The sequence below is a fragment of the Nocardioides mangrovicus genome (assembly GCF_003674065.1).
Classification (GTDB): domain Bacteria; phylum Actinomycetota; class Actinomycetes; order Propionibacteriales; family Nocardioidaceae; genus Marmoricola; species Marmoricola mangrovicus.
In genome coordinates, this window is the sequence record NZ_RDBE01000010.1 from 202,230 (window position 1) to 225,231 (window position 23,002).

Annotated in this window: 24 protein-coding genes and 1 pseudogene; 13 read left to right on the forward strand and 12 right to left on the reverse strand. The window is 71.3% G+C overall.

The features are described from left to right. Positions 1-2: 2 nt before the first annotated feature. The 4 genes and pseudogenes from cysS to D9V37_RS15605 all read right to left on the reverse strand — a co-directional run. On the reverse strand, positions 3-1,433 hold the full coding sequence (gene cysS, locus D9V37_RS15590) for a cysteine--tRNA ligase (RefSeq protein ID WP_121807093.1): 1,431 nt from the start codon (positions 1,431-1,433) through the stop codon (positions 3-5). Next, a complete protein-coding gene (locus D9V37_RS15595) occupies positions 1,430-2,353 on the reverse strand; it encodes a DUF2891 family protein (RefSeq protein ID WP_121807094.1) in 924 nt (307 codons plus the stop codon). The genes cysS and D9V37_RS15595 overlap by 4 nt, the downstream gene beginning before the upstream one ends. Further along, positions 2,353-3,321, reverse strand: coding sequence for a DUF979 domain-containing protein (locus D9V37_RS15600; protein WP_121807095.1), 969 nt, complete (start codon positions 3,319-3,321; stop codon positions 2,353-2,355). The genes D9V37_RS15595 and D9V37_RS15600 overlap by 1 nt, the downstream gene beginning before the upstream one ends. An 8-nt stretch (positions 3,322-3,329) precedes the next feature. Then, positions 3,330-3,989 (reverse strand): annotated as a pseudogene (locus D9V37_RS15605) (DUF969 domain-containing protein); the annotation flags it as partial. Positions 3,990-4,274: 285 nt separating this feature from the next. Between D9V37_RS15605 and D9V37_RS15610 the strand changes: the two are divergent. The 3 genes from D9V37_RS15610 (at position 4,275) to D9V37_RS15620 (ending at position 8,504) form a co-directional block, all read left to right on the forward strand. Continuing rightward, positions 4,275-5,390 (forward strand): exo-beta-N-acetylmuramidase NamZ family protein, encoded by a 1,116-nt coding sequence (locus D9V37_RS15610; RefSeq protein WP_232524954.1) that lies wholly within the window; start codon positions 4,275-4,277, stop codon positions 5,388-5,390. 8 nt (positions 5,391-5,398) lie between these two features. Then, positions 5,399-7,177 (forward strand): serine hydrolase, encoded by a 1,779-nt coding sequence (locus tag D9V37_RS15615; protein WP_198412597.1) that lies wholly within the window; start codon positions 5,399-5,401, stop codon positions 7,175-7,177. Positions 7,178-7,349: 172 nt separating this feature from the next. Further along, positions 7,350-8,504 (forward strand): C39 family peptidase, encoded by a 1,155-nt coding sequence (locus tag D9V37_RS15620; RefSeq protein ID WP_121807099.1) that lies wholly within the window; start codon positions 7,350-7,352, stop codon positions 8,502-8,504. Between the two features lie 94 nt (positions 8,505-8,598). Here D9V37_RS15620 and D9V37_RS15625 read toward each other — a convergent pair whose 3' ends face one another. Next, positions 8,599-8,877: a hypothetical protein gene (locus D9V37_RS15625; RefSeq protein ID WP_121807100.1), complete on the reverse strand. Its 279-nt coding sequence runs from the start codon at positions 8,875-8,877 to the stop codon at positions 8,599-8,601. Beyond that, positions 8,837-10,393 (reverse strand): molybdopterin-dependent oxidoreductase, encoded by a 1,557-nt coding sequence (locus D9V37_RS15630; protein WP_232524955.1) that lies wholly within the window; start codon positions 10,391-10,393, stop codon positions 8,837-8,839. The genes D9V37_RS15625 and D9V37_RS15630 overlap by 41 nt, the downstream gene beginning before the upstream one ends. A 6-nt stretch (positions 10,394-10,399) precedes the next feature. On the opposite strand from D9V37_RS15630, the gene ispF reads away from it, so the two are divergent. Together ispF and D9V37_RS15640 are read left to right on the forward strand one after the other, a co-directional pair. Then, positions 10,400-10,912, forward strand: a complete 513-nt coding sequence (ispF, locus tag D9V37_RS15635) for a 2-C-methyl-D-erythritol 2,4-cyclodiphosphate synthase (RefSeq protein WP_121807101.1) — start codon at positions 10,400-10,402, stop codon at positions 10,910-10,912. Positions 10,913-10,914: 2 nt separating this feature from the next. Next, the gene (locus D9V37_RS15640) at positions 10,915-11,565 is read left to right on the forward strand and encodes an alpha/beta fold hydrolase (protein ID WP_121807102.1); all 651 of its coding nucleotides are present in this window, start codon (positions 10,915-10,917) and stop codon (positions 11,563-11,565) included. A 5-nt stretch (positions 11,566-11,570) separates the two neighbouring features. Here D9V37_RS15640 and nirD read toward each other — a convergent pair whose 3' ends face one another. Beyond that, the gene (gene nirD, locus D9V37_RS15645; protein WP_121807852.1) at positions 11,571-11,912 is read right to left on the reverse strand and encodes a nitrite reductase small subunit NirD; all 342 of its coding nucleotides are present in this window, start codon (positions 11,910-11,912) and stop codon (positions 11,571-11,573) included. 128 nt (positions 11,913-12,040) lie between these two features. Here nirD and D9V37_RS15650 point away from each other — a divergent pair, with 128 nt between their 5' ends. After that, entirely contained in the window at positions 12,041-12,742 is a 702-nt protein-coding gene (locus D9V37_RS15650; RefSeq protein WP_198412598.1) for an IspD/TarI family cytidylyltransferase, read from the forward strand. Here the strand turns inward: D9V37_RS15650 and D9V37_RS15655 are convergent. Both D9V37_RS15655 and D9V37_RS15660 read right to left on the reverse strand, forming a co-directional pair. Continuing rightward, positions 12,732-13,289, reverse strand: coding sequence for a 2-C-methyl-D-erythritol 4-phosphate cytidylyltransferase (locus D9V37_RS15655; protein WP_121807103.1), 558 nt, complete (start codon positions 13,287-13,289; stop codon positions 12,732-12,734). The two genes, D9V37_RS15650 and D9V37_RS15655, sit on opposite strands and share 11 nt — an antisense overlap. Before the next feature lie 70 nt (positions 13,290-13,359). Next, entirely contained in the window at positions 13,360-13,845 is a 486-nt protein-coding gene (locus D9V37_RS15660; protein WP_121807104.1) for a CarD family transcriptional regulator, read from the reverse strand. Between the two features lie 163 nt (positions 13,846-14,008). Here D9V37_RS15660 and D9V37_RS15665 point away from each other — a divergent pair, with 163 nt between their 5' ends. The 3 genes from D9V37_RS15665 to D9V37_RS15675 all read left to right on the forward strand — a co-directional run bounded on the left by D9V37_RS15665 (position 14,009) and on the right by D9V37_RS15675 (position 16,125). Continuing rightward, positions 14,009-14,770, forward strand: coding sequence for a UbiA family prenyltransferase (locus D9V37_RS15665; protein ID WP_121807105.1), 762 nt, complete (start codon positions 14,009-14,011; stop codon positions 14,768-14,770). An 81-nt stretch (positions 14,771-14,851) separates the two neighbouring features. Further along, positions 14,852-15,385: a hypothetical protein gene (locus D9V37_RS15670; protein WP_147455965.1), complete on the forward strand. Its 534-nt coding sequence runs from the start codon at positions 14,852-14,854 to the stop codon at positions 15,383-15,385. Then, a complete protein-coding gene (locus tag D9V37_RS15675) occupies positions 15,382-16,125 on the forward strand; it encodes a phosphoglyceromutase (protein ID WP_121807107.1) in 744 nt (247 codons plus the stop codon). The genes D9V37_RS15670 and D9V37_RS15675 overlap by 4 nt, the downstream gene beginning before the upstream one ends. Positions 16,126-16,223: 98 nt before the next feature. Here the strand turns inward: D9V37_RS15675 and D9V37_RS15680 are convergent, their stop codons facing one another. After that, positions 16,224-17,147, reverse strand: coding sequence for an endonuclease domain-containing protein (locus D9V37_RS15680; RefSeq protein ID WP_121807108.1), 924 nt, complete (start codon positions 17,145-17,147; stop codon positions 16,224-16,226). 158 nt (positions 17,148-17,305) lie between these two features. Beyond that, positions 17,306-17,962, reverse strand: coding sequence for a phosphate signaling complex protein PhoU (gene phoU / locus D9V37_RS15685; RefSeq protein WP_121807109.1), 657 nt, complete (start codon positions 17,960-17,962; stop codon positions 17,306-17,308). Between the two features lie 123 nt (positions 17,963-18,085). On the opposite strand from phoU, the gene D9V37_RS15690 reads away from it, so the two are divergent. The 4 genes from D9V37_RS15690 to D9V37_RS15705 all read left to right on the forward strand — a co-directional run bounded on the left by D9V37_RS15690 (position 18,086) and on the right by D9V37_RS15705 (position 21,721). Further along, positions 18,086-19,264: a sensor histidine kinase gene (locus tag D9V37_RS15690; RefSeq protein WP_121807110.1), complete on the forward strand. Its 1,179-nt coding sequence runs from the start codon at positions 18,086-18,088 to the stop codon at positions 19,262-19,264. Next, on the forward strand, positions 19,261-19,938 hold the full coding sequence (locus tag D9V37_RS15695) for a response regulator transcription factor (protein WP_121807111.1): 678 nt from the start codon (positions 19,261-19,263) through the stop codon (positions 19,936-19,938). Before D9V37_RS15690 ends, D9V37_RS15695 begins: the two co-directional genes overlap by 4 nt. Positions 19,939-19,973: 35 nt before the next feature. Further along, entirely contained in the window at positions 19,974-20,915 is a 942-nt protein-coding gene (locus D9V37_RS15700) for a DMT family transporter (RefSeq protein WP_121807112.1), read from the forward strand. Positions 20,916-21,343: 428 nt separating this feature from the next. After that, complete coding sequence (locus tag D9V37_RS15705; RefSeq protein WP_147455966.1) at positions 21,344-21,721, forward strand: hypothetical protein; 378 nt, start codon at positions 21,344-21,346, stop codon at positions 21,719-21,721. A 25-nt stretch (positions 21,722-21,746) separates the two neighbouring features. Here D9V37_RS15705 and D9V37_RS15710 read toward each other — a convergent pair whose 3' ends face one another. Further along, the gene (locus D9V37_RS15710) at positions 21,747-22,865 is read right to left on the reverse strand and encodes a glycoside hydrolase family 26 protein (protein ID WP_147455967.1); all 1,119 of its coding nucleotides are present in this window, start codon (positions 22,863-22,865) and stop codon (positions 21,747-21,749) included. Positions 22,866-23,002 lie beyond the last annotated feature (137 nt).

Here is a 23,002-nt window from a genome sequence, read left to right on the forward strand (position 1 = left end):
GGTTACTGCTCCAGCTCCCAGGTCGGTCCGTCGGGGGTGTCGGTGATCGCGATGCCGGCGGTGCGCAGCGTGTCGCGGATGGCGTCGGCGGCGGCGAAGTCCTTGGCCGCCCGGGCGGCGGCCCGCTGCTCGAGCAGGCCCCGCACCAAGACGTCGACGGCCGAGGTCAGTCGCTCGTCGGAGCCGGCCGCGGCGCCCCAGGCCGGGTCGGCCGGGTCGAGACCGAGCACGTCGAGCATCGCGCGCACCTGCCCGGCGAGTGCGGAGACGTCCTCGCCGGCGGCGAGCAGCCGGTTGCCCTCGCGGACGACGTCGAAGAGCACACCGACGGCAGCCGGGGTGCCGAGGTCGTCGTCCATCGCCTCGACGAAGGCCGGCGGGAGCTCGCCTGGGTTTCGAGACGGGCGCGGGGCGCCCTCCTCGACCACCGAGTCCACCGGGAGTGCTCGCTCGAGGAACCCCTCGACCCGGCGGAACCCGGCCGCTGCCTCCTCGAGCGCCTCGAAGCTGAACTCGACGTGCGAGCGGTAATGGGCGCTGACCATGTAGAAGCGCAGCTCGATGGCGCGCACCCGCTGGAGCACCTCGCCGACCACCAGCGAGTTGCCGAGCGACTTGCTCATCTTCTCCCCGGCGGTGGTGATCCAGGCGTTGTGCAGCCAGTACGAGGCGAACGGCCGCCCGGCCGCGCGCGACTGCGCCTGCTCGTTCTCGTGGTGGGGGAACCTCAGGTCGACCCCGCCGCCGTGGATGTCGAAGGCCGGGCCGAGGTACTTGCCCGCCATCGCCGAGCACTCGATGTGCCAGCCCGGTCGGCCCGGGCCCCAGGGCGAGGGCCACGAGGCGGTGGCCGGCTCGGAGTCCTTGCGGCCCTTCCACAGGGCGAAGTCGCGGGGGTCGCGCTTCCCGCGGGGGTCGGCGTCCTCGGCCGCCTCCATGTCGTCGACGCGCTGGCCCGACAGCTCCCCGTAGGCGGGCCAGGAGAGCACGTCGAAGTAGACGTCGCCGGAGCCGTCCTCGGCGGCGTAGGCGTGCCCGTCGCGCACCAGCTCCTCGATCAGCTGCAGCATCTCGGGTACGTGCCCGGTGGCGGCGGGCTCGTAGGTGGGTGGCAGCACGTTGAGCGCGTCGTAGGCGCGGGTGAGCTCGCGGCTCATCTCGTAGGCGAGGTTGTACCAGGGCCGGTCCTGGTCGGCGGACTTGAGCAGGATCTTGTCGTCGATGTCGGTGATGTTGCGGATGAAGTCAACCTGGTAGCCACTGGCCAGGAGCCAGCGGCGCAGCACGTCGAAGTTGACCGCCGATCGCACGTGCCCCACGTGCGGCTGCGACTGCACCGTGAGCCCGCAGACGTACACACCGGCGCGACCGGGCTCGAGCGGGACGAACTCGCGCACCGCCCGGGCGGCGGTGTCGTGCAGGCGCAGACTCACCCGCGAAGGGTATCCGCGCCCGGCGACACTCCCTCCGCCAGCAGCGCGAACGAGACCAGCCAGTGCGTGCTCATGAAGCTCCCACCGGCGATGTGCTCGGTGGCCAGCGCCACCTGGGCGTCCGCCGCCCGCACCACCTCCGTCGGCAGGAAGGGTGCCAGCGAGCGCAGCTGCCAGGCCCGGCTCAGTCCGAGACCCAACAGGTGCGCGCCCTTGCCGTCGGTGGGGTCGCGCACCTCCGCCACCGCCAGCAGCGGCTCGAGGTCGGGCAGGAACGCCGCGAGCCAGGGCTCGAAGTCCTCGGCCGGCAGCACGCGGCGCATCAGCTCGGCCTCGCTCAGCGTGGGCGAGAGGAAGTCGCTGGGCCCCGGCTCCCAGCGCACCGGGGCGTCGCGGTCGGCCAGGTAGAGCCGGCGAGCGGTCTCCTCGACGAGGCCGGCGTCGGGCAGGCAGGCGTGGAGCAGCGACAGCGCGAAAGCGAGGTTGGCGTGCTCGCCGCTGCGGTTGGGCGTGGCCAGCGTGGGCAGCCAGGCCTCGGTCAGCTCGGCGACCACCTCGAGCAGGTCGGGCAGGTCGGCGGCCACCGCCAGCGCCGCCGCCCAGGCCCAGCCGTAGGGACGCTCGAACCAGGGGTGCGCCCGCAGGTAGGCCACCTCCGTGGCGACGTGGGCGGGCGTCAGCCGCTCCTCGAGCAGCGCGCGCAGCGGGGCGGGGTCGGCGACCAGCGGCAGCAGCGTGAGCGCCGACCAGTGCATGTGCACCGAGGAGTGCCAGTCGAAGCTGCCGTGGAACGCCGGGTGCAGCCGCGACGGCGTGACGTCGACGTCGTCGGGCCCGGCGGAGACGTGCTGGGCGGCGTAGGGATAGGGCGTGGTCAGCACCGCGTGCACGGTGCGGGCCCACTCCTCGTGGTGCTGCATCAGAAGGCCAGGACGTACATGAGGACGATGTTGCACGCCAGCAGCGGCACCGCCGTGGGCAGTTGGGCCTTGATCGGGCCGTAGGTGTCGGTGAGCTCGAGCAGCGCCGCCGGCACCAGGTTGAAGTTGGCCGCCATCGGCGTGACCAGGGTGCCGCAGAACCCGGCCAGCATGCCGATCGCGAACACCGCGGGCGGGTTGCCGTGGAACTGCTCGATCAGCAACGGCCAGCCGACGGCCGCGGTCATCACCGGGAAGGCGGCGAACGCGTTGCCCATGATGATGGTGAACAACGCCATCCCCAGGCAGTACACGACGACGGCGAGCAGCAGCAGCCCGTGCGGCAGCACGGAGTCGGTGATCTTGCCGACCGCCGTCCCCACGCCGGCCGCGGTGAACAGCAGCCCGAGCGTGGCCAGGAACTGCGGCAGGATCGCCGCCCAGCCGATGTGGCCGAGCAGCCGGTCGCCCTCGCGCAGCGGCACCATCGGGTTCGGCTCGCGGAAGAGCGCCATGCCCACCACCAGCGCCACCACGGCGGCCACCCCGAGCCCGATCACCGTCTCCGAGCCGACCTCGAGCAGGGGCGTGCCGCCGGGCTTGACGTTCTTGAGCACCGAGCCGAAGACGACCGCCACCAGCGGGATCAGCAGCGCAGGAAGGAAGAGCCAGTTGACGTACCGCTGCGCGAGCCGCTCGCGGGTGGGTTCGTCCGTGGTGAGCGCGGTGCCGCGGCCGGGGAAGCCGAACCCGGCGAGCACGGCCACGGCCAGCACGGCCAGCCCCTCGACGAACGCGCTACCGCTCTTGTCCACGACGTAGGTGCCGTAGACGAAGCAGAACGCCAGCAGGGCCCAGAACGCGGCGCTGCCGAACCGTCTGGTGTCGGTGCGGTCGACCGCCCGGATGACGGCGACGGCCACGAAGAGCGCGGCGACCAGCCAGTAGACGAACTCCGCGGTGATCACGAGCGCACCAACTCGTCGAGGCGGCGGTCCAGGCGCAGCATCCGCCAGCCGTGGATGACGAAGGCGCACACCGCCGTCGGGATGGCCCAGAGCGCGACGTCGAGGGCGTCGAGCTTGAGCCCGTAGGTGGTGTCGACGAACCCGGTGATGAGCAGGATCGACCCGACGGCCACGAAGATGTCCTCGCCGAAGAACGCCCCGACGTTGTCCGCGCTCGCCGCGTAGGAGCGGATCCGCTCACGCGCGGGCCGGCTCAGGTCGCCGTGGCGGCGCTCGGCCGCGGCCTCCGACATGGGAGCGACGATCGGCCGGATGGCCTGGGCGTGCCCGCCGATGGCGAGCAGCCCGAGGGCGGCGGTGACCTGCCGGATCAGCAGGTACGCCGCCAGCAGCCGGCCCGGGGTGAGCGCCGAGAGCCGCGTGATGAGCGTGCGGGCGCGGTGCTGCAGGCCGTAGCGCTCGATGAGGCCGATGACCGGCAGCACGAAGATGAAGACGGTCACCGACCGCGAGCCTGCGAAGCCGGTGCCGAAGGCGTCGACGATCTTGACCGGCGACAGCCCCGCGATCAGGCCCGCGGCGATGCCCGCGACGGTGACCACCAGCATTGAGTTGAGCCGGAGCGCGAACCCGACGACCACCACCGCGACTGCCACGAGCACCCACATGGCGCAGCAGCCAACCACAGCCACATTGCAAGCGGCTTGCAAAATCTTTGCGTTCTCGCGACAGACTCTTGCGCCAGCGTCCTCGGCTGGCGTAGGAAGAGACGAATGCAGCGCCGCGCATTTCTCGGGGCGGCCGCGGCGGGTGCCGTCGCGACCGCGAGCACGATCGCAGCCCCGGCGTCGGCCCGACCCGCCCCCCTGGGTCATGGCCGGCGCCGGGTCCGTACCGGTTTCGAGGCACTCGCCGCGTCCGGCTACCGGACGCTGCGGGGCTCGAGGGTCGGCATGCTGGCCAACCCCACGGCGCTGACCCGCGACCTCGCCCACGAGGTCGACGTCATGCACGCCGACCGCCGCGTCGACCTCGTCGCCGTCTTCGGCCCCGAGCACGGCTTCCGCGGTACGGCGCAGGCCGGCGGCTCGCAGGGCTCCTACGACGACCCGGCCACCGGGCTCCCGGTCTACGACCTGTACGCCAAGACGCAGGACGAGATCACCCAGATCATCGGCGGCGCCGGGATCGACGTGCTGCTCGTCGACATCGTGGAGATCGGCGTGCGGTACTACACCTACATCTGGTCGATGTACCAGGCGATGGTGGCGTGCGCACGACTGGGCATCGGATACGTGGTGCTCGACCGGCCCTCGCCGCTGGGCGCCTCACACCCGCGCGGTCCGGTGCTCCACCCCGCGCTGTCGACGTTCGTCGGCCTCAAGCCGATCGCGATGGACTACGCGATGACGATGGGAGAGCTGGCCCGCCTGGACAACGCCGAGTTCGTGCCCGACGACGCCGGCGGCCGGGCCGCCGACCTCACCGTGGTGCCGGTGCAGGGCTGGCGTCGAGACGACGACGCCGACACCACCGGCCTGCCCTGGGTGCTGCCCTCGCCCAACATCCCCACCCTCGACAGCGCTTTCGTCTACGCCGGCAACGGGCTGTTCGAGGGCACCAACCTCTCCGAGGGCCGCGGCACCACCAAGCCGTTCGAGACCGTCGGCGCCCCCTACGCCGACTACCACTGGGCCGCGACGCTGAACGACCAGGACCTGCCCGGCGTTGCGTTCCGGGAGGCCTACTTCTCCCCGACCTTCTCCAAGTACGTCGGCCAGACCTGCGCCGGCGTGGAGCTCCACGTGAACGACCGGCGGGCCTACGACCCGGTGCGCACCGCCGTCGCGATGATCGTGTCGGCCAGGCGGCTCTACCCCGACGACTTCGCCTGGCGCTACGACACCGGCGACCCGGTCGATCCCTACGACGTCGACAAGCTCGCCGGCTCCTCGCTGCTGCGCGACGCCGTCGACGCCGGCCAGGACACCGATGCGGTCGTCGCCACCTGGCACGACGAGCTGCGCGCCTTCGAGCGCATCCGGTCGGCCCACCTGATGTACCGATGAGGAGAGACATGACGAAGCTCGTTCTCGTCGCCGCGGCGGCGCTGGTGGCGGCCACGGGAGCCACGGCGAGTGTTCCCAGCGCAATCGCCAGTGCAATCGCCAGCGCGACCACCGGGGTGACCACCGACCACGGCGGACCGCGGCTGGCGCAGCTCGTGGGCAGCCAGCACGTCACCTTGCACCGCGGCTCGGCCCGCAGCGCCGGGCTGCTCCCGGCGTACGCGCGACGCGTCGTGCGCGACGCCGCCGCCGGCGTCACGCCCGAGAGCGCCACCACGCCCGGCGTCTACCCCGGCGAGACGGTGATCGCCGGGCGCAACGGCGTCATCACCGGCTTCGACGCGAAGGGCTTCGCGCTGCGCTACGCCGACCAGAGCGGTACCCAGCTCCCGCGCGAGGAGTGGATCTCGACTCGTCGCTCGACGATGTACGACCTCGCCTCGCTCTCGAAGCTGTTCACCTCGATCGTGGCGGTGCAGCAGCTGGAGAAGGGCCGGCTCGACCTCGACCGGACGGTGGCCTCGTACCTGCCGGCGTACGCGCAGAACGGCAAGGGCGCGATCACCATCCGCCAGCTGCTCACCCACACCTCGGGGCTGCCGCCGGACCCGAGCCCCGCGCTGTGGACGTACCCGACGTACCAGGACCGGATCGACGCGATCCTGACCCAGACACCCGCCGCGCCGGCCGGGTCCACGTACGTCTACTCCGACCTCAACATGATGTCGCTGCAGCTGGTGCTGGAGAAAATCACCGGCAAGCCGCTGGACCAACTGGTGCGGCAGGGCATCACGAAGCCGCTGCACATGACCAGCACCATGTACAACCCGCCGGCCCGGCTGCGGTACCGGATCGCCGCCGAGGAGTACCAGACCACCCCGGCGCGCGGGCTCACCTGGGGCCAGGTGCACGACGAGAACGCCTGGGCGCTGAACGGCGTCGCCGGCCACGCCGGGGTGTTCTCCGACGCCCACGACCTCGCGATCTTGGCGCAGACGATGCTCAACGGCGGCCGCTACGGCAAGGCGCGGATCCTCTCGAAGCACTGGGTGGTGGCGATGCTGAAGAACTACAACCAGGCCTTCACCGGCAACGAGCACGGGCTCGGCTTCGAGCTGTGGCAGCACTACGAGTCCGGCGCTCTCGCGACGCCGTACACGGGAGCCCACACCGGCTTCACCGGCACCTCGATCACCATCGACCCGACCACGCAGAGCTTCGTCATCCTGCTCACCAACCGGGTGCACCCGCACCGGACGGGACCGACGGTGAACCCCTACCGGCGCGCGGTGGCCGACGACATGGCTCGCGCGGTGCGCGTGAAGCCGGCGGCGGGGCGCACCGCCTGGTACGCGGGCATGGAAGACGCGACCACGGCCACGCTGACGATGCCCGTGACGCTGCCGGCCGGACGCACGGCGCTGCGCTGGTCGATGTGGTACGACACCGAGCCCCGCGCCGACTTCGCCACTCTGGAGGCCTCCACCGACGACGGCACCTCGTGGACGCCGGTGCCGTTCACCCTGCGCGGCAAGCGGCTCTCGGTGCGCACCCCCGGCTCGGTGGCGGGCTACGAAGGCCACCAGTGGTTGCGGGCGCGCGCCTCGCTGGCGGCGTACTCCGGCCGGGTGCAGCTGCGCTGGCGCTACACCACCGACGAGCTCTACCACGGTCGCGGCGTCTACGTGGACGACGTGCGGGTGCAGCGCGGGCGGCACACGATCCTCGACGCCGAGCGGCACCCGGCGGTGCTCGACGCGGTCGGGTGGGTGGCGTCGCGGAGCTGAGGCGGCCGGCGCTGGCGACCGGCGTCCGTTCACCATGGCACCCTGGTGAAAGAGTGACGTATGTGACGAATGGGATTAGGCTCGCGCGGTGCGCCGCTTGCTTCCCGTTGTCCTGCTGACCCTCGTCGCGACCGGTACCGTGCCTGCGTCCGCTGCCCGGGAGGCGACCGCGATGACCGGCCAGAACACCTACACCGCCCTGTCGTCGGCGGCCTTCGGGCACGGCGTCCACCGCGGCACCGCGGTGACCAGGTACGGCCGACTCAAGCTGGCCTCGGCCAACGGACACCGCCGCGTCGCGGGCACCTCCTGGGCCACCGCGCGCTGGACCTCGGACTGGGTGACCCCGGGCCACGCGTTCACCCAGCTGATCCCGTCGTGGCAGGCCGTCACGCCGGCGCGCTCCTACGTGCAGGTCTCGCTGCGCGCGCGCACCGCCGACGGCCGCGTCTCCTCCTTCGACACGATCGCCCGTTGGACCAGCAGCGACGCCGTGTTCAAGCGCACCTCGATGGGCACCCAGGGCGACGACCTGGCCCGGGTGAACACCGACACCTTCGTCGCCGCGTCCGGGGTGCAGTTCACCAGCTGGCAGGTGCGGCTGACCCTGGTGCGCGCTCCCGGTGCGGCGTCGCCGAAGGTCCGCCGGGTCGGCGCGGTGGCCTCGCTGCCGGCGGCGACCGTGCCCGCGACGTCCACCCCGCTCTACGGAGCCCAGCAGCTGGCCGTGCCCGGCTACTCCCAGATGACGCACCGCGGCCAGTACCCCGCCTACGGCGGCGGCGGCGAAGCGTGGTGCTCGCCCACCAGCACGTCGATGGTGCTCGGCTACTACGGCGCGCTGCCGTCGCGCTCGGCGTACGCCTGGGTGAAGAAGTCCTACGCCGACCCCTGGGTCGACCACGCCGCCCGCATGACCTTCGACCACCGCTACGACGGCACCGGCAACTGGCCCTTCAACACCGCCTACGCCGCCCGCCTCGTCGACGACGCCTTCGTCACCCGGCTCAGCGACCTGCGCGACGCCGAGCGCTTCGTCCACGCCGGGATCCCGCTGGTGGTCTCGATCTCGTTCTCGCGAGGCCAGCTCTCCGGCGCGCCGATCTCCGCCACCGCGGGCCACCTGGTCGTCATCACCGGCTTCACCGCGAGCGGCAGCGTCGTGGTCAACGACCCGGCGGCCCCGTCGAACGCCTCGGTCTCCCGGACCTACGACCGCGGCCAGTTCGAGCGGGCCTGGCTCACCTCGTCCAAGGGCGCGGCCTACGTCATCCGCGACGCCGCCCACGCCCTTCCCGCGGCTGGGGGGTCCGGGTCGTCCTGGTGAGCGTGCGGTGCCAAAGTCGCGCACTTGCGAAGTTTTCGGCGGGACAAACCAGGCGTACCCCAGAGAAAGCTTCGCAAGTGTGGAGTTTTTGTCTTCAGCAGCCGCAGCTGTAGAACGTCACGTCCCAGTGGGTGCCCTCATCGGCATAGACGTTCCCCGAGGCCGCCTGGTAATGCGGGGCACCGTCGCCGGCCCAGGCGCCGGTGTAGGTGTAGGTGCTGTGGATCCAGCTGGTCAGGCACGAGGTGCGGGAGAAGTCGAACTTGTAGCCGTTGGCGTGGCTGTAGGTCCCTGAGGCGTCGCCGACCTCGGTGCGCGAAGGTGCACCGGCCTCAGCGTGCAGAGAAGTGAACGGTATGCCAGCCGGTCGCACCGTCGGGCACGACGTCGGCGCGCGCCGCGGTCTGGGTGTAGCCGCTCTGGTCGGTGGCCCGCACCACGAGCACGTGGTCGCCGCCGCTCAGGTCGACCTCGCCGGCCCACTGCACCCAGGTGTCGTTGCCGGGCACGGTGCCGAGGTCGGCGCTCTGCCAGGCCTTCCCGTCCAGCTGGTACTCCACCTTCGCGATGCCGGTGTGCTGCGACCACGCCGATCCGCCCACGCGGCGCTTGCCCGCCTCGACCTGCTGCCCCGAGCGCGGGACGTCGATGCGGGACTCGGTCTTGACCGGGCCCAGCGGCGACCAGCCGTTCTGCGTCCAGTACGCCGAGAAGTCGGAGAAGCGGGTGACCTCCAGGTCGACGAGCCACTTCGTGGCCGAGACGTAGCCGTACAGGCCGGGCACGACCATGCGTACGGGGAACCCGTGCTCGAGCGGCAGCGGCTTGCCGTTCATGGCCAGGGCCAGCATCGCGTTGCGGTTGACGTCAGTGAGCGCCGAGAGCGGGGTGCCGCAGGTCCAGCCGTCCTGCGACGTCGTCTTGACCGCGTCGGCGCCGTCCTTGACGCCGGCCTCGGCGAGCAGGTCGCGCACGAGCACCCCGGACCAGAACGCGTTGCTGATCAGGTCGCCGCCGACCTCGTTGGACACGCAGCACAGCGTGATCCACTCCTGCGTGAGCTGGCGTCGCGCGAGCTGGTCGTAGGTGATGACCAGCGGCTGGTCGACCATGCCGTGGATGCGCAGGCTCCAGTCGTCCGGGGTGATCGTGGGGATCGAGAGCTCGACGTTGATGAGGTAGAAGTCCTCGTTGGGGGTGCGCCACGGCTCCACGCCGTCGACCCGCAGGTTGGCGCCCACCGGCACCGCACCGGTGCGCACGGGCAGCCGCAGCAGCCGTCGCGCCTCCTCGGCCTTACTGCGCGCCTGGCCCCACCAGCCGGCCAGGCCGGTCACCACCAGCGAGGCGGCGAAGGTCCCCGCCGTGCGGGTCAGGAACGCCCGGCGACCGGTCACCTCGGTCTCGGCCCGCACCGCCGCCCCCACCAGCCAGGGCAGCAGCACCAGCCAGGTGGCCAGGCCCACGATCAGCGGCAGGAAGGAAGCCGGCGTCGGGTGCTTCTGGTGCAGCACCCCGGCCAGCCCGACGGCGCCGAGCACCGCGAGCACGACGTAGCCCTGCCAGGGGCGATGGGCCGCACGGACGCCGGCCCACCCGGTCAGCGCGATGAGCCCGAGCGCCGTCCCGGCGACCAGCAGCGGCTTGTCGAGGTGCTGGACCACGCCGATGAGCAGCTCGGCGACCGGGCCCGGCGTCAGGTCGCGCACGACGGCGGCGACGTCGAGCACCGGGTTGCTGTCGAGCCGCAGCAGGGAGGCCGCCGCGACGCTGGTGGCGGCGCCCGAGAGCCCGGTCACCGCACCGGCGACGAAGGGACGCAGCCGGCCGGCGCGGCGCGCAGGAGAGGCAGCGGCCGCCGTCGTCGGCTCCTCCACGTCGGTGGTCACTGCTTCATGGTGACACCTGATGGGGCAGGATCCTCATCTGTGCAGGAGCTGCGAACCGGGATCGGGAGCGACGTGCACCGGCTCGTGGCCGGGCGCCCGATGCGGCTGGCGGGCCTGGACTGGCCCGAGGAGCCCCTGGGTCTCGAGGGCCACAGCGACGCCGACGTCGCCGCTCACGCCGTGTGCGACGCGCTGCTCTCTGCCGCCCACCTGGGCGACGTCGGTAGCAACTTCGGCACCTCCGAGCCCCGGTGGCACGGCGCGAACAGCCTCACGCTGCTGGCCGAGGCGGTCAGCCGGGTGCGAGCCGACGGCTGGGCCGTTGCGAACGTCGCGGTACAGGTGATCGGCAACGTCCCACGCATCGGGCCGCGCCGCGCCGAGGCGGAGCGGGCCCTGGCCGCGGTCGTCGGCGCACCCGTCTCGGTCTCGGCCACCACCACCGAGGGGCTCGGCTTGACCGGTCGCGGTGAGGGCGTCGCCGCGATCGCCACCGCGCTGCTGCAGCGCGAGGCCTGAGCGTGCCGACGCTCACGACGTACGACGGGCTGCGCCTGGCCGTGGCCTGCTACGGCCCCGCCGACGCGACCCTCACCGTGCTGCTGGCCCACTGCTGGACCTGCGATCAGGACCTGTGGCGCTACCAGGTGCGCGACCTGCTGGCCCAGGAGCCCGGGCGCGTACGCATCGTCACCTGGGACCACCGCGGCCACGGCCTGTCCGACCCGACCCCGCGCGGCACCACCACCATCGAGAACCTCGCGCGCGACATGTCCGACGTCGTCGACACCTTCGCCCCCGACGGCCGGCTGGTGCTGGCCGGGCACTCCATCGGTGGGATGACGCTGATGGCGCTGGCCCGGCTGCGCCCCGAGCTGTACGCCTCGCGGGTGGCGGGCGCGCTGTTCTGCTCGACGTCCTCAGGCGGTCTCGACGCCGACTGCATGGTCCACGAGCGCACCGACGCACTCGCCGCGCTGGCCGGCGTGCCGACCGAGGTCCTGGTCGGCACCCACGACCGGCTCACCCCGGTGCGCATGGCCCGGCGCATCGCCGACGCGGTGCCGGACTCCCGGCTCACCCTGCTCCCCGACGCCGGCCACATGCTCCCGCTGGAGCGCGACGACGTCGTCTCGGCCACGCTGTTGCGGCTGGTGCGTCAGGCCGGGTAGGGGCCTCAGCCCGCCCGTCGCCGACCGACCTCGACCATGCCTCCGGCGACCCGAACGTCGTAGGTCGAGATCTTGACCCCTGGGTCGTCCAGGCAGATGCCCGTGGCCAGGTCGAAGGCCTGCAGGTGCGTCGGGGAGGCGACGAAGGTGACGTCGCCGCGGGTGCCGACCATGCCGCGGGCCAGCACGTGGTGCTGGGTGAACGGGTCGCGGTTGGTGACCGCCCTGACCTCCCCGTCGTGGGTCCGGAAGACCGCGACGGCCCGTCCGTGCACCAGGACCGCCACGCCGTGGTCGGCGTCCAGGTCGTCGAAGCGACACACGGCGACCCACTCCGGATCGCCCATGGTCACCTCCACCCACGACCCGGCCGACCGTCGGCCCCGTCGCCTGTGGGGAACGTAGATCGCGCACGTAACGGCGGATCGCTGCTATGTAACGGCCGGGAAAACTCGTTTCGCCCTACGGTGGGGCCGTGACCGCGCCCCGTACCGCCGCCGTCGTGCTCGCCGCCGGGTCGGGCAGCCGCACCGGATCGGTCACCAACAAGGCGCTGCTGGCGCTGGCCGGGACGCCGATGCTGGTGTGGTCGGTCCGCACCGCGCTGGCGATCGACGGCGTGCACCGGCTGGTGCTGGTGGTCCGGTCCGACGAGCAGGAGGCGGTGGCGCAGGCCGTGGCCCCGCACCTGGGCAGCAGCGACGTCTGGCTGGTCGAGGGCGGCGCCACGCGCCACGAGTCCGAGCAGCGGGCACTGGCGGCGCTGCGTCGCGACATCGACGACGAGGAGGTCGAGGTGGTCGCCGTCCACGACGCCGCGCGTCCGCTGGCCACGCCCGAGCTGTGGCGCGCCGTGATCGACACTGCGGCCGCGCGCGGCGGGGCGCTGCCGGTGCTGCCCGAGGTCGGCCTGCTGCCGCGCGAGCCCGTCGAGCGCGCCGGTGAGGGCGCCGCAGAGAGCCTGGTCGCGGTGCAGACGCCGCAGGCCTTCCGGGCCGCTCCCCTGCTGGCCGCCTACGACCGCGCGCAGGCCGAGGGCTTCACCGGCAGCGACACCGCCGCCTGCCTGGAGGCCTACGCCGACCTGCCGCTCGTGGCGGTGCCCGGCGAGGCCGCCAACCTCAAGGTCACCTGGGCCGACGACCTGCGCGTGGCCGACCGGCTGCTCACCGGCTGAACGGCTCGAAGCCGCTCTCGAGCACCCGCAACGAGGCGAGGTCGGCGACCCGCGCCGCTGCTGCCGGCGCCGCCAGCAGCTCGACGCGATGCTCGAGCCGCAGCCGGCCGACCAGCGCCGGCAGGTCGGCGAGGTCCAGGGGCGACGCCGCGCCTGCGAGCACCCGCGCGGGAAGCACGAGCGGCGAGACCACCCGCACGAACGCGTCGCGATCGGCGGTGCCGGCGATCAGGTCGCCCTCGAGGCGTTTGAGGGTGTCGGCGACCGGCTGCACGCCGGCCACCACCACCTCACCGGCCACGGCGGCACGGATCGCCTCGGCCAGGAAGCCGGCCGGCGTCGCGGGGCACAGCGGGTCGTGGACGACGAGAGGGCGGCCGGAGTCGCGCAGCCGCTCCCAGTCGACGTCGAAGTCGACCAGGTCGACCCCGGCGTCCTCGAGGGCCGAGGAGGCCCACACCACGAGGGGCTCGCCGTGGAGCAGCGCGAACGGCAGCGACCCGCGGTCGGTGGTCGGGACGATCCCCAGCGGCGTCGGCTCGTCCACGAGCCGACCGTAGACGCCACCGGGCCCCGACCGTGTGGTCGGGGCCCGGTGGCGTCTTTCTCTGGTGGTGCTAGGAGGCGAGCACCTCGTCGAGGATGGTCTCGGCCTTGTCCTCGTTGGTGTGCTCGGCCAGCGCCAGCTCGGAGACGAGGATCTGGCGCGCCTTGGCCAGCATCCGCTTCTCACCGGCGGAGAGACCGCGGTCGCGCTCGCGGCGCCACAGGTCGCGCACGACCTCGGCGACCTTCATGACGTCGCCGGAGTGCAGCTTCTCCAGGTTGGCCTTGTACCGGCGCGACCAGTTGGTCGGCTCCTCGGTGTGAGCGGCGCGGAGCACGTCGAACACGCGGTCGAGGCCGGCCTTGTCGACGACGTCACGGACGCCGACCAGGTCGAGGTTGCAGGCAGGGACGCGGACCACGAGGTCCTGCTGGGCGACGATCCGAAGGACGAGGTACTGGGTGTCCTCCCCTTTGATCTTGCGCATCTCGATCTTCTCGATGACGGCAGCGCCATGGTTGGGATAGACGACCGTTTCGCCGACGGTAAATGTCATGTGCAGTTGACCCCTTTCGAGGTGACTAGTCTAACACGCTCCCGCAGCGGCGCCGTCGGCGTTTGTGCAGGTCAGAGCGCCTTTCGGAGGTTGACAGAACTGCGTGAGGTGTGCATCCGGCGGCGTCGGCGGATACTGCGTGCGGGAGAGGGAGGCGGTCGTCATGGGGACCGAGGAGACGTCGACGAAGGAGCCGCTCGCGAGCGCGCGAGCACGCTCGGAGGTGCCCGAGCAGCTGGCCGGAGCGGTCGGTGCCTGCCACCCGCTGCAGGCCCTGCTGATGGGGGTGGCCGTGGCTGCGGCGGCCTACGTCTCGGGGCGCCCGCTGCGCGAGACGCTCGTCGCCGGCGCTGCGATCTTGGTGGTCCAGGCCGCGCTGGGGCTGCTCAACGACGCCGCCGACGCCGAGCGCGACCGGGCGGCAGGAGTCGCCGGCAAGCCGGTCGCCGAGGGCCACCTGCCGCCCGGCAACGCCTCGTTCCTCGGCGTCTGCCTGATGGTCATGGCCGTGCCGCTGGCGCTGGAGAACGGGACGGCGGCGGCCGTGGCCCTGCTCGGCTACCTCCTCGCCGGCCTGCTCTCGCTGACCCCGCTGCGCCGGTCGTGGCTGTCGTGGCTGCCGTGGGCGGCGGGCTTCGCGCTGCTGCCGGCGTACCTGGCCTACGGTGGCTGGGGGCTAGGCGTCCACGGCTCCCCGCCCACCTGGACGATGACCGTGCTGGCCGCGGCGCTCGGCGTCGGGGTGCACCTGCTGCTGGCGCTGCCGCACCTGGTGGCCGACAACCGCAACGGGATGCGGCACCTGCCGCTGCGCATCGCGCTGCGCACCGGGGCGTCGCGGCTGCTGGTGGCGGCCACGATCTGGACCGGGCTGTGCGCGGTGGCACTGGTGCTGGCGGCGTTCGCCGTCGGCCTGCGGCAGTGACGACGGCGGCGGTGTCCTAGGCTGGCGGCGAGCCACCGTGGGTGGCGCAGACGACGCAGTGCGACCAGGAGGACAGGCCTCGTGCAGATCTCTTCGCGACGGGTGCTGGCCCGCCTCTCGCTGCTGCTGGCGGTGCCGCTGGTGGGCGCGTGCGGGTTCAACGCCCAGACCGACGCCGTGTACCAGCCGGCCGTCGGCAGCAACGCGCGCGACAGCCAGGTCGACGTCCTCGGCGCGGTCGTGGTGTCCTCCACCCCGGGGCGCGGCCGCTTCATCGCGACGCTCTCCAACGAGTCGCAGAGCCACAGCGACAAGCTGACCGGCATCCAGAGCTCCGGGTCGACCGAGGCGACGCTGAGCGGTGACATCTCGATCACCGCCACGGGCGACGTGAACCTGGCCAAGGCGACCCCGATCACCGTCACGGGCTCCAAGATCGACGCGGTGAAGAGCAACTTCGTCACCTTCCAACTCACCTTCGAACGGGCCGAGCCGGTCACCATCAGCGTCCCGGTCGTCACCGCCACCGGTCCCTACCAGGGCTACGGCGCCGCCTCCACGCTCACGCCCAACGACGTCGCCACCAAGGGCTCGCAGGGAGCGTTCGGCCAGTGACGCACACGCTGATCCTGCTGCGCCACGGCGAGAGCGAGTGGAACGCCAAGAACCTGTTCACCGGCTGGGTCGACGTCGCGCTGAGCGAGACCGGCCGCGGCGAGGCCGTCCGCGGCGGCCGGCAGCTGGTCGAGGCGGGCCTGCTGCCCGACGTCGTCCACACCTCGCTGCTGCGGCGCGCGATCACCACCGCCAACATCGCCCTCGACGAGGCCGACCGGCACTGGATCCCGGTGCGCCGCTCCTGGCGCCTCAACGAGCGTCACTACGGAGCCCTGCAGGGCAAGGACAAGAAGCAGACGCTGGAGACCTACGGCGAGGAGCAGTTCATGCTCTGGCGCCGGTCCTTCGACGTGCCCCCGCCCCCGCTCGAGGACGACGACGAGTTCTCCCAGGCCGGCGACCCCCGCTACGCCGACCTCGGGGAGGACATGCCCCGCTCGGAGTGCCTCAAGGACGTGATCGCCCGCATGCTCCCCTACTGGGAGTCGGCGATCGTGCCGGACCTGCAGGCCGGCCGGGTCGTCCTCGTGGCCGCCCACGGCAACAGCCTGCGGGCGGTGGTCAAGCACCTCGACCACATCAGCGACCACGACATCGCGGGCCTCAACATCCCCACCGGCATGCCCCTGGTCTACGAGCTCGACGACGACCTCTCTCCCACTGTCCCGGGCGGCCGGTACCTCGACCCCGACGCCGCCGCCGAGGCCGCTGCTGCGGTGGCCAACCAGGGGCGGTAAGGGTTTGCGCCTCACCAAAACCGCGCACTTGCACAGACCTACGCGCTGAACGGCGATTTGTCCCACGCACAACGCTGCAAGTGCACGACTTTGGCGTTCTAGGCGACCGGGAAGTGAGCCCGCCACCCCTCGTTGATCGGCGAGACCCTCACGCCTCGCTGCACCAGCGCCCTACGCACCCGCTCGATCGTTCGTAGCGGGTCGTGGAAGATGCCGGCACTCGTGACGACGATGATGCGCCACCCGCCCTCGTCGAGCTCCTCACGCCGGTCGAGATCGGACTCCCATTGGCCGACCCGCTCGATGTGATGACGTCCGTCGTATTCAACGATGAGCCGGATCCGCGGATAGGACAGGTCGAGGCGACGCCTCAGCCGCCCGGTGGCGCCAACGATTCGAAAGTTCACCTCCGGCTCGGGAAGGCCCGCGAACACGAGGAGCAGCCGTAGTCGGGTCTCCATCGGAGAGTCGACCTCAGCACGCACCAACGCGGCCGCGCGTCTCGACTTGCGGACGTGCTTGCCGCGCAGCCGCGCGCAATAGTCCACGAGCTCGTCTCGAGTGAAGAACCCGTGGCGCACCATGTGGTCTCCGGCCACCACTGTGTCCACAAGCGGCAGCGTCGCCGCGAGCTCGACAAAGAGCTGCAAGGCCGCGCTGATCGGCATCCCTCGGAACTGGGCGCAATCGCTCGGCGCAGCTCGGAAGTGCGGACGCAGCCCCGCCCGATAGTGGCGGTCTCGACGAGCGTGAACCGTCACGTGGATCTCGTCGTCGACCGGCACTGGGATTCCCAACAGCTGCGCAACGGTCGAGTGGCTCAGATGCGCATCGGCGACCGGGTGCAGCAGGAGTCCGGCTTGGGCTCTCACCTTGACGTCGAGCTCGACGTCGGCGACCACATGGACGCCCCAGTAGATGCGCTGCCAGCCGTGCCCCCGCAGCGCACCACGACTCAGACCAAGATCAACCAGGTCGCCGGCAAGGACCGGCAATGGTTCAGAGCGCCCCGAATTCGACATGCCACGAGCGTGCCCCCGGGACGGGCACTGCGCACGAGCGTCTTCGACACCTGTGGACAACGCCAAAGTCCCGCACTTGCGAAGTTATGAGCGGGACATTTCGCCGTTCAGCTCGCAGGTCCACGCAAGTGCACGGCTTTGGCCCGCGCACCGGCCCCTCAGGCGTCCGACGGCGACGGCATGTCCCCGGTCACCAGGAACGCGACCCGGCGGGCGATGGAGACGGCGTGGTCGGCGATGCGCTCGTAGTAGCGGCCCAGGAGGGCGATGTCGACGGCCGCCTCGACGCCGTGCTTCCAGTCGGAGTCGAGGAGGTCGCGGAAGGAGGAGCGGCGCAGCTTGTCCATCTCCTCGTCGGCCTCCTCGAGCTGGCGGGCGCCGTCGGCGTCGCGCTCGGCGATGATGACCTCGACCTTGCCGACCATGACCTCGGCGATGGCGGCCATGCGCGAGATGGTGGGCTCGAGCTCCTCGGGCACGGCGATCTCGGGGACGCGGAGCCGGGCGATCTTGGCCACGTGCACCGACAGGTCGCCCATCCGCTCGAACTCCGAGACCATCCGCAGCGCGGCGATCAGCATGCGCAGGTCGCCGGCGACGGGGTTCTGCAGCGAGAGCAGCTCGAAGCTCCGCTCCTCGATCTCCTCGCGCTTGCGGTCGATCTCCGCGTCGCTGCTGATGACCTGCTCGGCGCGGTTGGCGTCGCCGTTGAGCAGCGACTCGGTGGCCTGGGAGACTGCCGTGCGGACCAGGCGGGACATGGTGACCAGGTCCTGACGAATTCCGTCGAGTTGGTCGGCGTACGCATCACGCATGTCCCCGACCTTAGGCCCACCAGGTGAAGGGTCGGGGGCGAAGCGTGAACGGGCAGTGAACACGTGCCCAACCGGACGCCCGCAATGGAAACTGCAGGTGAGAGCGGCCGTACCATCGGATACGTGGACTCCGCGACGACGCAGGCCCTCCTGTTCGGCGTGCTCGGAGCCGTGCTGGGTGGTGCCGCCGTGCTCGCCTGGCGGGTGAGCGAGATGCAGCAGCACCGCGTCGTCGAGGAGCCCGACGAGACCGTTCCTCCGGCCGGCGTCGCGACCGTGCTCTCGGTGCTGCGCAGCAGCGCGCTGGTCGTCGGGGCCGACGACGTCGTGCTTACCTCGACCGCCGCCGCGCAGACGATGGGGGTCATGAGCGGCACCCGGCTCAGCGACGACGAGCTGCTCTCGCTGGTGCGTCAGGTCCGTCGCGACGGGCAGATCCGCGAGACCGAGCTGCTGCGCTCGCGCAGCCGCGGCGAGCGGGCGCGCCACGTGGCCGCCCGCGTGGCGCCGCTGGGCGCGCGGCTGGTGCTGGTGCTCCTCGAGGATCGCACCCGCGAACGGCAGGTCGAGGCCATCCGTCGCGACTTCGTGGCCAACGTCAGCCACGAGCTGAAGACCCCGGTCGGCGCCATCCGGCTGCTCGCCGAGGCCGTCACCGACGCCGCCGACGACCCCGAGGCCGTCCAGCGCTTCGCGGCGCGCATGGGCGTGGAGAGCCAGCGGCTGGGGCGGCTCGTGCAGCAGATCATCGAGCTCTCCCGGTTGCAGGACGACGACCCGCTGGAGGAGCTGGGCAGCGTGTGGCTGGACCGCATCGTCGAGCGCGTCGTCGACGAGAACTCCACCGACGCCGCGGCCAAGCAGATCAAGGTCACCCACGACGGCGACGAGCACCTCGCGCTGCTGGGCAACAAGGAGCAGCTGAGCCTGGCCATCGGCAACCTGGTCTCGAACGCCGTCAGCTACTCCCCCGACGGCTCGACGGTGCTCATCACGACGCGCGCCGAGAGCGAGGACAGCGTCAGCATCGCCGTCACCGACCAGGGCATCGGCATCCCCGAACAGGAGATCGAGCGCATCTTCGAGCGCTTCTACCGCGTCGACCCGGCACGCCACCGCTCCACCGGCGGCACCGGGCTCGGACTCTCGATCGTCAAGCACATCGTCGCCTCCCACGGTGGCGAGGTGCGGGTGTGGTCGGTGGAGGGGCAGGGGTCGACGTTCACCCTGACGCTCCCCCGTGCCAGGCAGGACCTGGTGCCCGCGACCGCGGCGCCGGCTCAGAAGGAGGGACGCCCGTGACCCGGGTGCTGGTGGTCGAGGACGAGGAGAGCTACTCCGACGCCTTGTCCTACATGCTGCGCAAGGAGGGCTTCGAGGTGGCGGTGGCCAAGACCGGCACCGACGCCCTCACCGAGTTCGACCGGTCCGGGGCCGACCTGGTGCTGCTCGACCTGATGCTGCCGGGGATCCCGGGCACGGAGGTGTGCCGCCAGATCCGGCAGAGCTCCAACGTGCCGGTCATCATGGTCAGCGCCAAGGACGACGAGGTCGACAAGGTGGTCGGGCTCGAGCTGGGGGCCGACGACTACGTCACCAAGCCGTACTCCCCCCGTGAGCTGGTGGCCCGCATCCGCGCCGTGCTGCGTCGCGGGGTGGAGCCGGACCTGGCGCCGACGACGCTGGAGGCGGGGCCGGTGCGCATGGACGTCGAGCGCCACGTCGTCACCGTCAACGGCGACAACACCCGGCTGCCGCTCAAGGAGTTCGAGCTGCTGGAGATGTTCCTGCGCAACCCGGGCCGGGTGCTGACCCGCGGTCAGCTCATCGACCGCGTGTGGGGCTCGGACTACGTCGGCGACACCAAGACCCTCGACGTCCACGTCAAGCGGCTGCGGACCAAGCTCGAGCCCGACCCGGCCGACCCCAAATATCTGGTGACCGTGCGCGGACTGGGCTACAAGCTGGACCTGTGACCTCACGTCGCCCGCCCGGTGCGCGTCTACCGAGCATGGCGACGACGACGTCCTCGGGTTCGACCACCGCCACACGACCGCCGGCCTGGCTGCCACTGGCCGCGGTCGGGGTGACGCTGGTGCTGTGGGCCTCGGCCTTCGTGGCCATCCGGCACCTGGCCGACGTCTTCGCGCCCGGACCGCTCTCGCTGGGTCGGCTGTTCTTCGGCTCGCTCGCGCTCGGCCTGACCGCGCTGGTGACCCGCACCTGGCGTGCGGCGACCCCGCGCCAGTGGCTGGCCATGGTGGCCATCGGCGTGCTGTGGTTCGGGATCTACAACGTCGCGCTCAACGCCGGTGAGCGCCGCGTCGACGCCGGCACCGCCGCGCTGCTGATCCAGGTCTCACCCATCCTCATCGCCGTGATCGCCCTGGTGTTCCTGCACGAGCGCGCCACCGCCGCCCTCGGAGCCGGCATCGTGCTGGCCTTCGCCGGCGTCGCGCTGATCGCCTTCTCGACCTCCAGCGGCACCGACCACGACACCGTCGGGGTGCTGCTGTGCGTGCTCTCCGCGGTCGTGTACTCCATCAGCCTGGTGCTGCAGAAGCCGCTGGTGGCCACGCTCCCGGCGCTTCAGGTGACGTTCGTGGCCTGCACGGTCGGGCTCGTGGTGTGCCTGCCCTTCGCCGGACGGCTGTTCCACGAGCTCTCGCGCGCCGGAGCCTCCGACGTGTGGTGGCTGGCCTACCTCGGCGTCTTCCCGACGGCCATCGCCTTCACCACGTACGCCTACGCGCTGCGCCACATGAACGCCGGCAGCCTCGGCGTCAGCACCTACCTGGTGCCGCCGATCACCGTGCTGCTCAGCCTGGTCTTCCTCGGCGAGACCCCGCCGTGGTTCGCCTACGTGGGCGGCGTGCTGGCGCTGCTCGGTGTCGCGGTCACCCGGCGGACACCCGCTGCGACACCTCTGGGACCTCAGAAGTCATCGACGTGACCGGATGTGTCAGGAGTTGTCCCTAGGCGCCGCAATTCTCCGCCCTCACCGCATCCGGATCCGGCGGTGCGGACCATCCGGTCAGCACATTCGCCGACGAAGTAGCCCACGGCGAGCCTAGGATGGGGATCGTCTGAGAGCGAGGGGGACCCATGCCAGTGCTCAGCACGAGGGCGGTGGCGCTCGCCGCGCTCATCGTCGTGTCGATGAGCGGCTGCGGTAGTCACGAGGACGGCCGAGCTGCAACTAGCAGCGGGTCCTCACGCCCATCGAGCTCCGGATCGGCCGACGGCTCCGGTGCGAACGAGGTTGGATCCGGCTCCGGCGCGTCGCCGGTCCCCGACGCGCCAGTCAACACCCCGCCCCCGTCCGGGTCCTACGACGACTCCACGGGCACCCGCGGAGGGTCCGCGAAATCGCAGAAGGCCGTGCTCGCAGCCCTGCCGGGGTCCAAGACCCCGGCCTGCGTCGACGTCGGCGCCAACCCCACGGTGCGCTCGGGGCGCCTCGCGATGGGCGACTTCGTATCCGCGCGCAGGCTGTTCGCCCACGGAGGGAGCGCCTACGACGCCGCGGAGTCTTTCTTCTACGTCATCCCGACGAGCTCCCGGCTGACGTCGGCGAGAGTGACCTTCTCCCCGGTCTCGGGAGGCGGGAAAACCACCACCGTCACCACCCGGCAGCACGAGGAAGCAGCGCAGTGGACCTACTACCCGGTGCACGTCAAGCTGACCCCGGGGGTGTGGCGCCTGACCGCGGTCTCCGGCACGGACCGAGGGTGCTTCCTGCTTCACCTCACCGCCTGATGTGAAGCAGGACCGGCTTAGCTGGTCAGGGAACCCTCACGCGGAACGCCTTGTTGCGGGCCAGCTTCTTGAAGCCCCGCAGCGAGATTCGTGAGGACTGCACCCGCGATACGTCCTGGTTGAAGTAGACCATCGCCTTCAGCTCGGGGTAGCGGTGAAGGTTGCGGACGACGTTGCGGAAGAATCGTCCCTTCCACGAAGCGACACCGGGCTTCTCGGCGATGCCCCATTCGGCCAGCATGATCGGCTTACCGGGGTGGTGCCGGACGGCCCAGCGATACTCACCGGGCCAGGCGTTGCCCCAGCGCAGGTTCATCAGCCGCCGAAAGCCCCCGCTCTGGCCGTTCTGGTTCGGCTTCTGGTACGGGTCGAAGCCGATCCAGTCGACGTAGTCGTCACCAGGCCACAGCGCACCGAACCACGGGCGGACCGCGTAGGTCTGGGCACCCATGTACTGCATCACCATCACGGCGTTGTCGACCCCGGCGGCCCGCAACCGATCGACGACGTGACGGTACATCGCGGAGTAGTCCGACGCCGTGTAGCCCGACCCAGGGGTCTCGATGACCTCCTCCTCGGGCTCGTGGTGCAACGCCAGGAAGAACTTCTTGTGGAAGGTCGCCTTGAGGTACGCCGCCTCGCGGTCCAGGTAGGCGTCGTCCTTACCTGCCGCCACGTCGGCCCAGCTGTACCCGGCCTCGGGCTTCCAGCTGACGAACAAGATCCGGTGGGAACCGGGCTGGTTAACCAGCCCGAGCTCCCACGGCGTCGGGAAGAGCTCCTGGTTCTGGTGGTAGTAGTGCAGCACGTTCTGGTGGACGCCCACCATGGCCTCGTAGGACAGGAATGAGTCCTGCGGGGCGGCATAATCGGCGGGTTGCACCAGCGCGCCCTGCAGGATGTGGCACTTCGGCACCAGCTTCTGGCCCAAGCCGCAGCTGTGTCGGGAGGCCGTGCGCTCACTCGGCGTCGCGTAGGACGCGGCGAGCGCGCTCGAGACAGCGAGCCGCGGGGCGGGCTGGGGATCGGCGGTGCCCTGCGCGGTGATCGCGCACAGTCCCATCAGCAGTGCTCCGGTCGTCATGGCGCTCAACCGCGTCGCCACCCGCGCTCGGCCGCCGTCGAGAAACCTCAGGCCGCTCATCTCCACCCCTAGGGTCGTCCGGACCCCGAGTGGATCCGGTACTCCTAGTAGTGAAGCGAATAAAAGCCGCTTTTGGTAGCAGAATGGACATTTTTCCCTCTGACACCACTGGGCACATGGGTCACCGAAGTGTCGGA

Bases quoted from the DNA above. Each gene is read 5' to 3' on its own strand.
- D9V37_RS15595 (WP_121807094.1), bottom strand. From the start codon at position 2,353: ATGCAGCACCACGAGGAGTGGGCCCGCACCGTGCACGCGGTGCTGACC.
- D9V37_RS15610 (WP_232524954.1), top strand. From the start codon at position 4,275: ATGCTGGCCAACCCCACGGCGCTGACCCGCGACCTCGCCCACGAGGTC.
- D9V37_RS15615 (WP_198412597.1), top strand. From the start codon at position 5,399: ATGACGAAGCTCGTTCTCGTCGCCGCGGCGGCGCTGGTGGCGGCCACG.
- D9V37_RS15620 (WP_121807099.1), top strand. From the start codon at position 7,350: ATGACCGGCCAGAACACCTACACCGCCCTGTCGTCGGCGGCCTTCGGG.
- ispF (WP_121807101.1), top strand. From the start codon at position 10,400: ATGGTGACACCTGATGGGGCAGGATCCTCATCTGTGCAGGAGCTGCGA.
- nirD (WP_121807852.1), bottom strand. From the start codon at position 11,912: ATGGGCGATCCGGAGTGGGTCGCCGTGTGTCGCTTCGACGACCTGGAC.
- D9V37_RS15660 (WP_121807104.1), bottom strand. From the start codon at position 13,845: ATGACATTTACCGTCGGCGAAACGGTCGTCTATCCCAACCATGGCGCT.
- D9V37_RS15665 (WP_121807105.1), top strand. From the start codon at position 14,009: ATGGGGACCGAGGAGACGTCGACGAAGGAGCCGCTCGCGAGCGCGCGA.
- D9V37_RS15680 (WP_121807108.1), bottom strand. From the start codon at position 17,147: ATGTCGAATTCGGGGCGCTCTGAACCATTGCCGGTCCTTGCCGGCGAC.
- phoU (WP_121807109.1), bottom strand. From the start codon at position 17,962: ATGCGTGATGCGTACGCCGACCAACTCGACGGAATTCGTCAGGACCTG.
- D9V37_RS15700 (WP_121807112.1), top strand. From the start codon at position 19,974: ATGGCGACGACGACGTCCTCGGGTTCGACCACCGCCACACGACCGCCG.
- D9V37_RS15710 (WP_147455967.1), bottom strand. From the start codon at position 22,865: ATGAGCGGCCTGAGGTTTCTCGACGGCGGCCGAGCGCGGGTGGCGACG.